The following is a 14816-nucleotide window of genomic DNA, read 5'->3' as shown; positions in this document are numbered from 1 at the left end:
CCCATCTATTTTAAGATTCGTTGTTTATGGTTGTCTGACAGGTGTACAAGTTCCTGTCAGAGGTGCTGTATATATGACGTAATATATTATAAATGAGTCTCTAAACTAAAAATTAACTAAGTATTGATAAATCTATGCAAATTAAAAACCAAACTAAAGTGCGTATGAAAAAACTATTACTTTTAGCTGCAATGGCAAGTTTAGCTTGCGGTGCATCAGCCCAAGAAGAGGCAACCCTTTACAACTTTAACGATGCAGTTTTCATAATCGAAGGCTATGAAACACCGGTTTGCGGTGTATTTAATCATGTGTCAAACAATGGCAAATATGCCGTTGGCGTGGACGATTTGATTTCGATGACGAGCTACTACTGGAATGCCGACGCACCAGACGTCATCAATATGGCCTGGGATTATTCCAGAGGATATTCAACTCTTAACGACGTAACCAACGACGGACTTATGGCAGGTAGCGTTGACTCGCTGCTGACAGGCGAGACTTATGTAAGACAATGGCCTGCAACATTTACGCCTGACGTAGGATGGAAACTATTGCCTGTACCTGAGAATTATTCTTCTGACCAGTCGAACGAGTTCAGCTCAACGCGCACACTCAACTGCGTACGCGCCGTTTCATCTGACGGAAAATATATGGCCGGACAGGTTTATGTATCAACAGGTGAGATTGACGAATACTTCGGCATTGAGAAAGTCTATTTGCTGCCTGTCGTATGGGAGAACAACGAAATAAAGAAGGTTTATGACGACCTCGGAATAAACACCTTCTATGTGTACGACATCAGTGAAGACGGCAACACCGTTGTAGGTGTCAATACTGCTGAAAACGGCGGACAGAATCCTGCATACATCAAAGACGGCAAGCTATACAACGTGTTCAGCTGCGACGACCCTGAAACAAATACATTCGACGGAGGAATACTTTGCAGCATCGATGCAGAAGGAAACATGTACGGCTACTTCCTTGACGACTCTGACGTGTACAAATACTTTAGCGTAAAGGCCGACGGCAGCATCGTATATTTCGACCAGTTGGTTACTTGCGCAGGAGGCGGATATAAATTCGGTCCGTCTGTTGCCTATGACGAGAACGGCGAGGCACAGGCTGTTCCGGCAGGCGGCATGTATTCACTTCTCGACTGCAGCACTGACGGAAAGGTTCTCGCCGGCGGCGAGACTATAGACATTGGTTTCGGTGTTGTAAACTGCCCAGCTATGATTGTTTCAAAAGGAACTACCGGCATATCTAAGCCTGAGGCTGTAAAGAGCGATGTAAGCATCGACTACCGCAAGGGCGGAACACTGTACGTAAACGGCGAATACAACAGCGCTGAAATATACGGCGTTGGCGGCAACCTCGTAATGAAAGGCGGCCAGGGAGAAGCATTCAACCTGTCATCTCTGCCTTCAGGCACTTATGTTGTAAAGGTTTCTTACAACGGCGGTTCTAAGACATTCAAGGTGTTACGCTAAAACAGCACTAACATCAGGCTGATATAATGTCGGCTGAAAATCATTTTGACATAATGTGACAGGCAGTGCGTCCTGTCACATTTTCAGTTTTGTCTGCAAGTTAATTCACAATGAACATTTATGCATAATTATATTTTATCGTCAGCAACGCGCCACGTCAGCAAGATTATCTTAACGCTGGCACTGATGCTGGCTGCTACACAAACGATATATGCCAACAGCATGAAGCTGGGCTACTGCGAGGGCAACGCCGTGTCTTTCTACCCCGCCGCCAAAGAATCTCCGGCTGGCGGCTCGGCGGTATTCTTTCCCGAAACGCTTATGCAGGCATATAGCGGCACGGACATCGTATCGTTCCACATTTGGTCAAGCATCATGGAGCCTTCTACCGTACACTTCGCCATCAGAAGCAGCCTTGACGGAGGCGAGGCACTTTATGAACAGACAGCCACCCTTGAAAAATACGGATGGAACGAGGTGCGTCTTGACAAGCCGTTCAGGATAGACGGCAAGGCGTTTTATATGTCTTATCTCGTAGAAGGCATACTGAACATTCCGTATGCCCTGAGCCTTGTGGACGGCGAAGAGTATATCTGCACCGACGGCTCTGAATGGAAGCCGAGCGTAGAGGGATTCAGCGCAGCGTTTTATGCCACAGTAGAGAGCGACAATCTGCCGCGCTGCAACGTCAGTCTAGGCAACATTGTCATGCCGGGATATGCCCGGCTGGGCGAACCGCTGGCCTTCTCGGGCGACTTTATCAATCTTGGTTCCGTGCCGGTTGAGAGCCTCACGTTCACCTATCACGTTGGCGACAGCCTTGCCACAGAGACGGTAAGCGTGACGGAAGTGAAGCCGCGCGGCACAGGCACCTTCGAGATGAACGGACTGCGCATCCTGTCTGAAGGCGAGCCACAGGTAAGCGTGGAAATATCGGCTGTAAACGGCGAGGCCGACTTCGACCCGTCTGACAATACATCGCGCACGAAACAGGTGCTCTGCCGCTCCATAATGCCGCAGCGCAAGGTGCTGCTCGAGGTGTTCTCTACGGAACGCTGCACCAACTGTCCTACCGTTCACAAGCAGATTTCTGCCGTTGCCGACACATGCGAAAGAATCATAGAGCTGGGCCATCATGCCGGTTTCTACGAGGACAACTATACCATAGCAGCAAGCAAGGAGTATGAGTGGTTCTACAAGGAAGGCAGACTCTACGCTCCTGCCGTGATGCTCGACCGCACGGAGATGTCGGACAATTATCCCGACATTTATTCTGACGGAGTGCCTGTGGTGAGCGTTGGTGCATCAAAGCTAAAGACTCTCTATGCCGAACAGAGCTGCGCACCGGCATTCGTATCGGTTGAACCTACGGTGAAAACGGACGAAAACGGCAACATACTCATACATGTTGAGGGTGAGCAGCTTATAGACACTGACGTAGAATCGCCACGCCTGTTTGTCTTTGTTTCTGAAGACAGCGTCTACTCTACCAACCAGAGCGGTGCATCCGGCGGATATTACCATCGCCACATGGCAAGACAGAGCGTAACGCCGACATGGGGAGAGCCTATTGACATAAAAGGCTATACAGCCGACTATACCGTTCCGGTGCAGACCGGATGGGATGCGGCCAGATTAAGTGTGGTGGCGTTTGTGGCCAACTATGATGCTGAAGACAAGAACAACTGCCGCGTGCTAAACGCAGAAGAAGCAAAGGTGCCTTATGAGGGCGTTGCAGGAATAGAAAACGCCATTGCTAAGCCCATGCACGTATCATGGGACGGCAGCACACTCATGGTAAAGGACGGATTCAGCCGCCTCACCGTATGCGACATGTCTGGCCGTCAGGTCTACTCTGCCACAGCAGACGACACTGCCGACCTCGGTTTCCTCGACCGCGGATATTACATTGCCACAATCGTCTGCGGCAACGGACAGAAGGTGATGAAGCTTATGGCCGACTGATTATGTTATGACGAATAACAAAATCAACGAAGACAAGCAGTCTCGCCACAGCGGATACAATCCCGCAACAGGCAGCATCTCTATGTCGGACATCATGCAACTATCCTGATGTAATAGTTGGCGTGCCAGATGCATCTACAGAGGAATGTCGCCAGTATGGTGCGTGAGCATGTTAAACAACAAGATAAATGGCACACTTTGCAGATGCGATTATCGCGGACGCCAACTTAACACTACGAACCACACACATCAAACAAATATGCCGCCATGCGCAATAGGCTGGACCGATGCCGGTTCGACAGCGCAGGGCGGCATTTCTTTTTCACTATTTTACAATGCCGATAATGCAAGCCATAATACAGCCAGTGGGCAATGCTGCATGAAAGCATCATTGAACATCTATGACGCAGGCAGAAACAAGTTTATTGCATGAATTTCTCACACGACATATACACCGCAAAAGAAGCATAGCTTCAAACGGCAAAAAAATCGAAAGGGAAACACGCCTTTATAATTAAAAAACAATCATCCGGACAGCGATTAAGACATAAACCGAAAGCAAAATATAACGTATTGGTTTCAAATCATTAACCTATTGTTTTCGGGTCGTAACTCGGCCACTTTTGATGCAAAAGTGGCCGAGTTTTTATGTCTAAACCAATGGTTTGTTTGTCGGCAACAAGACATCTACACGCAGCTACAGTGCTGACAAGCTACAGAACGGCTTTAATTCAGCTATGCAACCCCTTTCATGCTGCTGCCGACATACACTCAGGCTGCATCACTTCAGCAGAGAGCGGCATTTCTTCAGCGACATGATAAACCATATGCAGGCTGCCAGATGCAGCAGTATGGGCATCTCAACCGGAAGTATGGTGGCAAAGAATGCCATTTGGGCTTCGGTTATGGCCCTTGTCTGGCGCATGTCCAGATCGCGCTCTATCACATATGAATAATATCTGCCAAGAAGACGGAGCGGAGCGTTAAGCATACTGGTTGCCTTTTTTATCATCGAATTAATCTTGCCGCATGCAGTGCCGGCTTGTTCCAGTGTTATCTGCTTTTCCATAATCGTATGTTTTAAGTGTTTTTTGTTTCGTTGTAAATATTGTTTTTTATATATGTGCCACGCTTTGGTGTGGCTTTCCGTGTGCAAAATAAATGCTTGTTTGTGCACAATAAGTTCAAACTCGGGCCGTTATCTGTTAAATAAGCGTAAAATCTGCACCCTGCGAACGGAACATGGCAGTCTGCAAACTGCAAGATGACGGCCGGGCCACATGGCTGCGGAACATGGCTTATAACAATAAACTGAAAATAAATATGCTTAAAAGTTCGCTGAACAAAGGATTGATTGAGGCCGGATGCGACGAGGCCGGGCGCGGATGCCTGGCCGGAAGCGTGTATGCGGCGGCCGTTATTCTGCCCGAAGACTACAGGAACGACGACCTGAACGACTCGAAACAGCTTACGCCGCACAGGCGCTACGAGCTGCGCAAGATAATAGAGCGCGACGCCGTAGCATGGGCCGTGGGCGTGGTTACACCTGAGGAGATAGACAAGATTAACATACTTAATGCCAGCATCCTGGCCATGCACAGGGCGCTTGACGGACTGAAGGTGCGCCCGGAGTCCATCATCGTAGACGGCAACCGCTTTAAACCTTACAACTTCATACCCTACACCACGGTGGTAAAGGGCGACGGCAAGTTTATGTCGATAGCGGCGGCAAGCATCCTGGCAAAGACTTACCGTGACGACTACATGGACCGCCTGGCAGAGGAATATCCGCAGTATGACTGGATATCAAACAAGGGTTATCCCACGAAGAAGCACCGCCAGGCCATTGCCGAGCACGGCATTACGCCATATCACCGCAAGACGTTCAGGCTGCTCTAGTCAAACGTCTGAGTAGGCCATCAGCATCTGAAGCGCAGGACAAAGCAGACAAGGGCACAAAAGGAAAGCGGCAAAAGCCATTTATGCACGTTCTGACGGCTTATGACGTATGTAAGGGCCAAAGACACGCACCGGCAGGCAACAACGCTTATGCCGCAAATTATCACGTTAATAAAGAATTTATGCGACACGACAAACTCGAGCGCGAACTGTATCTGCTGCAGCTGCTCACCGAAAACCGCACATACACCATTGAGCGGCTGTGCGAGAAGCTCGGCATATCGCGCCGCAACCTGTATTACTATCTTGAGTTTTTCCGCGACAGCGGATTTAAGGTATACAAGCACGGCAACTGCTACAGCATCGACCGCAATTCGCCTTTCTTCAACCGCCTGATAGAGCGGATATCCATAACGGAAGAGGAGGCGGTGATGATAAGGCGCCTGCTGGACAAGGCCGGACAAGGCGACGTGCTGGCGGACAACCTCAGAAAGAAGCTTGAGCGCTTCTACGACTTCGACATCATAAACAACGACGAGCTGCGAGAGCAGAAGGTGTACAACATCGGCGTATTGTATGATGCCATAAAGCTGCAGCGTCAGGTGGTGATACATGGCTATGCATCGCCTCACAGCCGCACCACAAAGGACAGGCTCGTTGAGCCGTTCCTGCTGATGAACAACAATAACGAGGTGCGCTGCTATGAGCCGTCGTCGAAGCTTAACAAGACCTTCAAAGTGAGCCGCATGCAGGAGGTAGAGCTGCTCGACACGGAGTGGGCATACAAAGACCGCCATCAGCAGATGTACACCGACGTATTTATGTTCAGCGGTGAAAAGATGGTGCCCGTAAGCATGCTGCTGGGCCAGTTGTCTTACAACGTGTTCCGCGAAGAATATCCCGCGGCAGAGGCCAACATGACCACATGCAACGACGGGCGCCACAGACTCGATCTGCCGGTGTGCAGCTATGCAGGCATAGGACGCTTTGTGCTTGGCCTGTTCGACGACATTGAGGTGCTTGGCGATGAAGGTTTCATATCATATCTGCAGCAGAAAGTGGCAGCCATGGCTTCGTCATACACCCATAAGGAGCAATAAACCGGGCTGCATCAATGCGAGTCAATTTACATATAGGCACCCTGCCCCGTCTGCTGTTTATCACCAACTGTTTCAGACAGCAACTTTAAAGTCATTAAGTTTCTTGCATAGGCCAGCTTTCAGTAGCCATACTTCATGACGGATGAAAGCTGAGGGACGGCGAAACACATCAGCGTGATGCACATAAGATGAAGTAGGCATATAATGCATTATCTGAAATTCATCCTTTTTTGCTATTTCTGCCATCTAAATATCATAATTTATTACTTTTATAGCGACAAACAATTAAAATGTATAAATTATGGAAAGAAAAACTATCAAAGAAGTCTATCTCGCATGGCGTGAGATGAAAGTAAGGCTCGTCAAGGAATCGACGTTTGCCACTTATGTAACCAATGCCGAGAAGCACATTTTGCCGGTGCTTGGCGACATGCACTCGGTAAAAGAGAGCAACGTTCAGCAATTTGTTCTTGACAAACTGAAGGCAGGCTTAAGCCAGCGCACAGTGAGAGACATACTGCTCGTGCTGAAGATGATTGTGGCCTATGGGACACGGCAAGGATGGCTCGAACATTGCGAATGGGACATCAAGTTCCCGACAACAGCAGAGAGACACGAGTTTCAGGTTCTTACTATTAACGAACAGCGAAAGCTTATGACATCTCTGAAATCACATTTCTCGTTCAAGAACCTTGGTCTGTATATCTGTCTTTGCACCGGACTGCGCATCGGAGAAATCTGCGCGCTTAAATGGAACGACATATCCGTAAAGACTCAGACCATCTGCATACGCCGCACCATTGAGCGGGTTTATGTCATAGAAGACGGACATAAATACACAAAGCTCATTATAAGCACGCCAAAGTCAGCCAGTTCAATACGCGACATACCCATAAGCGGCGATTTATTACGGCTGCTGAAGCCGATTATTGGTCTTGTCAACAGCACATACTTCGTATTGACTAACACCGAAAAGCCGCTTGAGCCACGAATTTACCGTCACTACTACAAACGCTTCATGAGCAAGCTGAACTTGCCCGCAATGAAGTTCCACGGTCTGAGACATACCTTTGCTACACGATGTATAGAGAGCAACTGCGACTACAAGACTGTAAGTTCAATTCTCGGCCACTCAAGCGTAAGCACGACGCTTAATCTGTATGTCCACCCGGACATGGGCCAAAAGCGCAAATGCATTGACAAGATGCTAAAGTCTGTAAGATAATTCTTGACGCATCAGCAAAGACCGATGCCAACAGACCCAACGTACAGAACTGATTAGTATGTCAAGCGTACAGTCTGAATCCCAAAGGATTACTAGAATATTATTAAACCCCTAAATTTATTGATTTCATAATTTGCCTTGGTAAACTGACTATCACGGCCGCTAACTTTAAGCCAAATCTAATATGTGTTAAATTAAATATAATAGTAAATTCTTATATTTAACATGCGTCAGCAAAAATATTTTTTTCCTTCTCATAAATAAGTTTTTATGAGGAGAGACTGTCGTCTGTCCCATCTGAAAGGGTGAATCAAAAAGGCGAAAAGGCACATATCTGATGAGATACAAATACTAAAAACAGACAAATTCTTAACATTTATAGCACTATATTTCTCGCTCATCTGAGAACATTTTATCCCGAATGACAATACTTGTATTATTATAATTATATCAAAAAACAAGAGGCCCTGCCTCGACACATTGGTCAGGCAGGGCCTTTCTTGTTATTTAATGATGTCTGTAGTATTGTCAAGTCTTACTGTGAAGAACTTGACTCACAGCATTCATCACATTATTTCTTGATAGTCAGTCCTCTGTTGCTGAAGAACTTAGAGTCATAGCTTCTGTCAACTTTAGCATTGAGCACTTTCTTAACACCCTTGACAGCCTTATAACTCTTAACACCTTTCTTAGCAGCCGGCATCTTAATCATAGAAGGAGCACCGCTCTGTGACGGAGTGAATGTTTCTGTTGCACCACCCATCCAGCCTTGCTGGCCGTTCATGTTAACATAATACATCATACCGAATGCGAAGATACCTCCATCAGCATAGAAGCTGAACGGATAGTTAGGATTATCAGCGAACATGTCGTTAGCGTTTACAACAAGCACATTACCGTAACCAGTCTGAGAGTCTACGCCTGTATCGATGACATCGAATGAGATGATACCTCTATCGTCGAGAGTGAATTCAAGGCTACCTTCCTGTGTCAGCCAAGGCTCAAGTTTGTAGTGAGTCTGGTCGTTACCGTCAACATAGAGAGTTGTTGAATATGTTCCGTCACCGAACGGGTTACCTACCGGCTGGTTGTTCTCGTCAGTGATGAAGTTCGGGAAGTAGTTCTGGTCGTATGTACCAGAAGTTACAGGCTGCCAGTTAGCTGTACCTGAACCACCACCAGTGCTGAATGTGAATGTTGTAGCTGAGTTGCTTCTCATGTTGCCTTCAGCATCGAATGTAACGATAACCATTGTATACTTACCACCTTCTGCTATCTGGATGCTTACATCACCGCTTTCAGTGATACCGTTTGCCTCGATAGAACCGTCAGCGATAGCATCAACAATAGCATTGATATCGTCACCGTCAGCAGCCAATACATATTTTGCATTAGCTACATCCTCACCAAGAGTGATAGTACCTTGGGCGTAGTTGTTGCCTGCAACGTCTGTGAAGCGGCCTGTGTATGTGAACGAAGAAGAGTAGTCAGTAAACTCGCTGCCCGGCAGAGCAAATGCCCAACCTGCTGTGCCAAGATAGCCAAGCGGAGTGAATGAATCGTCGAAGTTTACATAAAGGCACACTTGAGGCAGAGTGATCATACCGTCTTTCAGAGTTCCGAAGAGATCCGGCTCGCTTGCTTTGATATCTTCAAGGCTGTTACCCTCCTTAATATACTCGTCAACGATACTGAATACGTGCATTACACCATATCCCTGAGAAGCCATACCGTCGTCTGTACCAGGATAGAAGTCGCCTGTTACATAAACGAAGTTAGGATCTGTTGCATTGATAACTACGCTTGTGTTCTCCTTGTTAGCCCATGCCATCATACCTGTAGCAACATAAGTGTTATAGAATGTTGTGCCAGGTCCGTAAGGAGTTACGATACGGTAGTAACCCGGTTTCAGGATGTTCTCCTGAATCTCTACGTTGTAAGTCAGCTGCTCTGCGCCATAGAAGCCAGGGTAGATTGCATCGCGATAAAGACCTGTACCGACTGAAGTCCACTCAGACAGTCCGATAGTGAATGTATAAGATGAACTTCCGTAAGGAGTTGTATAGTTAGCATCTGCAATAGCTACAGTAACATCATCAAAGTGACCCATCTGTATTGTCTGAGGATCGTAAGTAACAGTCAGATATGCTACAGAGTCGCCGTCAGCAAAAGTTACAGAAGAAGGAACACTAACTGCACAGTTTTCAGATGTAGTTACATTGAAGTTTACAGTGAGTTCACCGGTACGCTGGATGCGGTTTACCGGTATTTTCACTTCACTGGCATTAGGATCGAGGTTCACGGTTGAAGAAAGCGCATTGCTGAAATACACCTGCTCTCCTTCGATCGTTGCTCCTGTGTACTCAAACTCTTCGGTACATGAGCCCAGCACGAGTGCCAGTGCCGAAAAGAGGAGCATCATGGAATGTTTGAATATCTTGTTCATGATATTTTCTGTTTTATTGTTTACTTATTTAATTATTTTTTATAAGGCTGATCTGCGAGTGTCGGGTTGTTGTATCCAGTTACTCCGCTGTTGTTCATTTCCTCCAAACGACTTATCTGCCAGTTCATCCATGAAGGACGGGTTGTTGTGTTCCACAGATAAGGTGCTGTATGGTTGGTTCCGGTGTAGTCCTTTGTAACAGTCTTGTTCAGACGCTTAACATCATAGAAATACTGACCTTCACCCCAAAGTTCAACAGCCTTCTGGAATACGATTTCGTCGATAACATCAGCAGCGCGGCATGTGTAGTTCGGGTTGCGGTGACGCTTCATGAATGACTCAAGAAGCTCCTTGCCTCTAGCCTGGTCGCTGTGTGCAGCAGCTTCAGCCTCGATGAAGTACATTTCCTCAATACGCATGAACGGAACACCTACAACGTTACCTACAGTGTAGTCATTGATGCTACCACCGCCCGGACGGAACTTCAATGAAGCATATCCAGGAAGCTGAGCTCCAACTTCAGCGCTGATGAACTGGTTCTTGCCGTCGAGAGATGTTCCTTCAGGAGCTTTCCACATAAGCTTACGCCAGTCGCCGTCGCTGATACGGTTATACATATTAGCATCAATCTGAACATAGCATCCGAGCTGTGTACCAGTGTAACCATAGCTGATTTCGTTACACATGTTTGCTGTCCAGCAGTAAAGGTTGTTAACGTAACCAGTGTAGTACTGTGTACCCCACATCCACTGGCTCAGGTCGTTGAAACCAGATGTTGTGTTAAGAGCCTGTGCCTGTGTTACAGGTGCAGATGTTGAGTTGTCGATAGCCAGACGTGCATACTTCTCAGCGTTAGGATAATCCTCAAGCCACATATAGCAACGTGCCATCAAACCATAGATACAGTCGAGATGAGGCATTGTCTTGCTTGCGTCGTCAAGATAGCCTATCATGCTTGCAGCCTTCTGAAGGTCGCCAAGGATGAAGGCAGCCATATCTGCTTTCTTTGCACGAGGATTGTTCTGCCACTGCTCCTCTGTCATGCCCTCCTTAACGATAGGCACAGTAAGACCAGTGATGTCTTTTCCTTCGGGGCTGACACCCTGAGTGATGTCGTTGGGCAGCCACTCATACTCGCGTGCCATATCTATATAAAGCATTGCACGATAAGCCAGAGCTGCAGCATAGTAACCCTTGTTGGCATCGCTGGCAAGAGTATCAATCTTTTCAATAGCGTTAGTAGCAGCGCCAGCATACTGTGTCTGATAATACCACAAGAACTGGTTTACCAGATACTCACGTGACACATAGGTATCACCAAGCCAGTTAAGGAACAGACATCCGTTAGCTTTCTCACCATAAGCAAGTTCACCTGACTGAATGTCACGGATTATCATCAATGCAGGATAACCGAAACTTGCGGGGAAGCTTGATGTGTTCCAAATATTTGTAGCGTATGAGTTAAGACCGCTAACCAATGACGCCACCGCTGATTCAGAGCCTGTAACCTGGCCGTCTGACGCACCATCTGTGGGCTCAACCTCGTCGATACAGCTTGTGAATGACATTGAAGTCATCAGAGTTAAAGCTGCACCAAGGCATATTGTCATGAATCTTTTCATAATGTTCAATTTGTTTTTTTAAATGTTTTTAGAATGTTACAGAAATACCACCTGAAATAGTGCGCATTGCAGAGTAATATGCAGAAGAAGCACCACCAGTAATGCTCTGGCGTGGGTCAAGTCCCTGACGCTTAGACCACAACCACAAGTTTGTAGCTGTAAGGTAAACACGAAGCTTGCCTATACCGATTTTGCTTGTCATCTTTGTCGGGAATGTGTAACCAAAGTTGAGGTTCTGCAGGCTCAGGTAAGAAGCACTTGTCAAGAAGCGGTCTGAAGTGGTTGTTGCACTTGTATCGTCGATAACCAGCTTCGGTATGTTTGTATTAGGATTCTCTTCTGTCCAAGAGTTCAGCAAGTCAGCGTGGATAGCATGGCCACTACCGCTGCTGGTGATACCCATCATGCCGGCATAGTCTGAATCGTAAATCTGACCGCCAAGCTGATAGTTGAAGTCAACAGCGAGGTCGAAGCCTTTGTAAGAGAAGCGTGTTCCGAAACCTCCGTATGCCCATGGAAGAGCTGTACCACAGAGATAGTATGTAGCCTCATCCGGAGTTGTTGTTGTCTCACGGCCAATTATGTTTCCATTTTCATCCAGCTTGTTTTTATAGAACATAGACTTACCGTTCTCGTCAACACCTGCATATTTAGGCATGTAGAATGTATAGAGTGACTCGCCTTCACCATAGAAGTAGCTACCGCTTGCATAACCTTCAGAACCCTCAACAGTCTGAGTCTTGTTCTTATCAGCGATAGATGTGATTTCGTTCTTGTAAGCAGTGAAGTTAAGGTTGAGTCCCCACTCGAAGTCCTTTGTACGGATCAGTGTTCCGTCGAGTTCAACTTCAGCACCCATGTTCTGCATGTTACCTACGTTGTCATAGTATCCGCTCCAGCCTGAAGAAGCAGGAAGTGCGAAGAATGCCAACATATCGCTTGTACGACGATAGAAGTACTCGATGCTACCGGCAAGACGTCCGCGGAAGAATGAGAATTCGAAACCTGTATTGAAGTTACCGTTCTTTTCCCAAGTAATAGTCTCGTTACCCTTAGTTGAAGAAGGTTTCACGCCTGCACCGTCACCAGAAGGAACAATGCTGTATGTATCTGTGTAGAGGTAGCTGCCGATGTTGTCGTTACCCTGCTCACCATAAGAAGCCTTGAACTTCAACTCGTCAACCCAAGGAGCATTGAACCATTTTTCCTTGCTGATGATCCATGCACCACCTAATGACCAGAAGTTACCCCAGCGGTGATCCGGGTGGAAGCGTGAAGAAGCATCACGACGATAAGAAAGTGATCCGAAGTACTTGTTGTCATAGTTGTACTGAACGCGGCCGAACCAACCCTCAACGTTGTAGTCAGTTGTGTAAGAGTTCATAGAACCTGTGTTAACAGCACCTGCCAACTCATCGTTGAATACAGAGAACATATTGTTCTTAGATGCTGACAAATAATAATAACGTGTACGATAGTACTCATGACCGAGCATAACCTCTACATCATGCTTGTCGAACAGGTGATGCCAGTTCAAGAGCTGCTGGTAGTTGTAAGCCCATGTACGTACATGTTTTTTCTGAACAGAGCCGTTGTTGGCAGCAAACTGACCATAGAACGGGTTCATAGTACTTGTAAATCTTGTTTCATCGAGCATCACAGTGTTAGCTGATGTAAACTTGAAGTCCTCGAGGAAACGGATTTCAGCTGTACCAGTAGCGTCGAGGCTGTTACCCTCGTTCTCATTCTTGTCAAAGTTATTTGCGAAGATAGGGTTAGAACCTGTCATTACAGGACGTGTAATACCAGTTACAGTGCCATCACCCCAGTCGTACATAGCGAGACCTGTCTTAGAATCCTGCAGGATATTGCCTGCTGCGTCACGGATGTACAGAGGATAGATAGGAGCCATATCCTTAACCATAAACACGTTGCCAGTGGTGCTTTCACCATCTCCAGACAATGAGTTAGCCTTATAGTGAGCATAGTTGAAGTTACCAGAAAGTTTCAGCCAAGGTCTGAGCTGGTAGTCAGCCTTCAGACGGCCTGTGAAACGCTCATAGTCAGAACCGATACTGATACCTTCGTTCTTCAGATAACCTGCAGAACCATAGAAAGAACCTTTGTCGTTGCTTCCTGTAGCAGTAACGTTATACTCCTGACGTACACCAGTCTGATAAGCAGCGTCGCGCCATGAATCAGGATAGAGCAGGTATTCTGTGCCATTAACGTTAACAACGCGGCCGAGTGTTGCGTTAGGGTTCAGTTTTCCGTTCGGGCCGATGAAGTCCTGTCCTTCAGGAACAGTGTAAACGTTATAGCCAAGGTTATAACCGCCTGCAAACATATTGTCCAGAGCCCATCTGTGAGCTGTTGCAGCATCATCGCCGAGATTTGTACGATAGTTCTTCAATGACTGATAGTATGCCTCATAATATCCGGCAGGACTTTCTACTGTATTGTAGAACTCAACGCCACGTGTGTTAGCACCCCACTTAGCGTCAACAGTGATTGAAGAAGTACCCTCGCGGCCGTTCTTTGTTGTGATGATGACAACACCGTTGGCACCACGCGCACCGTAAAGAGCTGCAGAGGCAGCATCCTTCAGGACGGTCATTGAAGCGATATCGTTCTGGTTAAGGTTGTTGATGTCTCCGTTGTAAGGAGCACCGTCTACTATGATCAGCGGGTCGTTACCGGCGTTGATAGAGCTGATACCGCGGATGCGGATGCTGAAGCTCTCCTGACCAGGAGCACCTGTAGCAGAGTTGATCTGCACACCAGATACTTTACCGCTAAGTGCAGACATTGCGTTAGAGCTTGAAATCTTCGCGATGTCATCCGACTTTACAACCGCTGCAGAACCGGTGAAGGCTGATTTCTTAGCCGTACCGTAAGCAACGACCATCACTTCGTCAAGGTTGGTCTGATCCGGAACGAGCACAACGCGTACGCTGTTGCCCTTTACCGTTACGTCTTGATCAACCATGCCGACATAGGTTACTTTCAGCTTGTTGTGCCCTGCGGGCATGCTGATAGAGAACTTACCGTCAGCGTCTGTCACGGCAC

The 14816-nt window shown here is 47.1% G+C and carries 10 protein-coding genes; 5 read left to right on the top strand and 5 right to left on the bottom strand.

Annotation, left to right across the window (positions count from 1 at the left end):
• Positions 1-164 precede the first annotated feature (164 nt).
• Together EJL04_RS16105 and EJL04_RS16100 are read left to right on the top strand one after the other, a co-directional pair.
• Positions 165-1490, top strand: coding sequence for a T9SS type A sorting domain-containing protein (locus EJL04_RS16105; RefSeq protein WP_164511810.1), 1326 nt, complete (start codon positions 165-167; stop codon positions 1488-1490).
• A gap of 120 nt (positions 1491-1610) precedes the next feature.
• Positions 1611-3455: an Omp28-related outer membrane protein gene (locus EJL04_RS16100; protein ID WP_125105665.1), complete on the top strand. Its 1845-nt coding sequence runs from the start codon at positions 1611-1613 to the stop codon at positions 3453-3455.
• Positions 3456-4236: 781 nt separating this feature from the next.
• Here EJL04_RS16100 and EJL04_RS16095 read toward each other — a convergent pair.
• Positions 4237-4524, bottom strand: coding sequence for a hypothetical protein (locus EJL04_RS16095; protein ID WP_125105664.1), 288 nt, complete (start codon positions 4522-4524; stop codon positions 4237-4239).
• Positions 4525-4778: 254 nt separating this feature from the next.
• On the opposite strand from EJL04_RS16095, the gene EJL04_RS16090 reads away from it, so the two are divergent.
• Both EJL04_RS16090 and EJL04_RS16085 read left to right on the top strand, forming a co-directional pair.
• Positions 4779-5354, top strand: a complete 576-nt coding sequence (locus tag EJL04_RS16090) for a ribonuclease HII (protein ID WP_125105663.1) — start codon at positions 4779-4781, stop codon at positions 5352-5354.
• Between the two features lie 431 nt (positions 5355-5785).
• Positions 5786-6454 carry a helix-turn-helix transcriptional regulator gene (locus EJL04_RS16085; protein ID WP_420899311.1) on the top strand — a complete coding sequence of 223 codons (669 nt, stop codon included), beginning with the start codon at positions 5786-5788 and terminating at the stop codon, positions 6452-6454.
• A gap of 72 nt (positions 6455-6526) precedes the next feature.
• Here EJL04_RS16085 and EJL04_RS16460 read toward each other — a convergent pair whose 3' ends face one another.
• Entirely contained in the window at positions 6527-6700 is a 174-nt protein-coding gene (locus EJL04_RS16460; RefSeq protein ID WP_164511809.1) for a hypothetical protein, read from the bottom strand.
• A 55-nt stretch (positions 6701-6755) separates the two neighbouring features.
• Here EJL04_RS16460 and EJL04_RS16080 point away from each other — a divergent pair, with 55 nt between their 5' ends.
• Entirely contained in the window at positions 6756-7679 is a 924-nt protein-coding gene (locus EJL04_RS16080; protein WP_125105661.1) for a tyrosine-type recombinase/integrase, read from the top strand.
• A gap of 571 nt (positions 7680-8250) precedes the next feature.
• On the opposite strand, the gene EJL04_RS16075 is transcribed toward EJL04_RS16080, so the two are convergent.
• The 3 genes from EJL04_RS16075 to EJL04_RS16065 form a co-directional block, all read right to left on the bottom strand.
• Entirely contained in the window at positions 8251-10125 is a 1875-nt protein-coding gene (locus EJL04_RS16075; protein WP_125105660.1) for a hypothetical protein, read from the bottom strand.
• Between the two features lie 32 nt (positions 10126-10157).
• Positions 10158-11747: a RagB/SusD family nutrient uptake outer membrane protein gene (locus EJL04_RS16070; RefSeq protein ID WP_125105659.1), complete on the bottom strand. Its 1590-nt coding sequence runs from the start codon at positions 11745-11747 to the stop codon at positions 10158-10160.
• Positions 11748-11775: 28 nt separating this feature from the next.
• The coding region (locus EJL04_RS16065; protein WP_241210035.1) for a SusC/RagA family TonB-linked outer membrane protein at positions 11776-14816 on the bottom strand (3041 nt) is incomplete at its 5' end.

The sequence above is a fragment of the Prevotella marseillensis genome (genome assembly GCF_900625065.1).
GTDB classification, from domain to species: domain Bacteria; phylum Bacteroidota; class Bacteroidia; order Bacteroidales; family Bacteroidaceae; genus Prevotella; species Prevotella rara.
The sequence above is the reverse complement of the archived record's forward strand: the minus strand, read 5'-3'. Positions and strand labels throughout refer to the sequence as shown.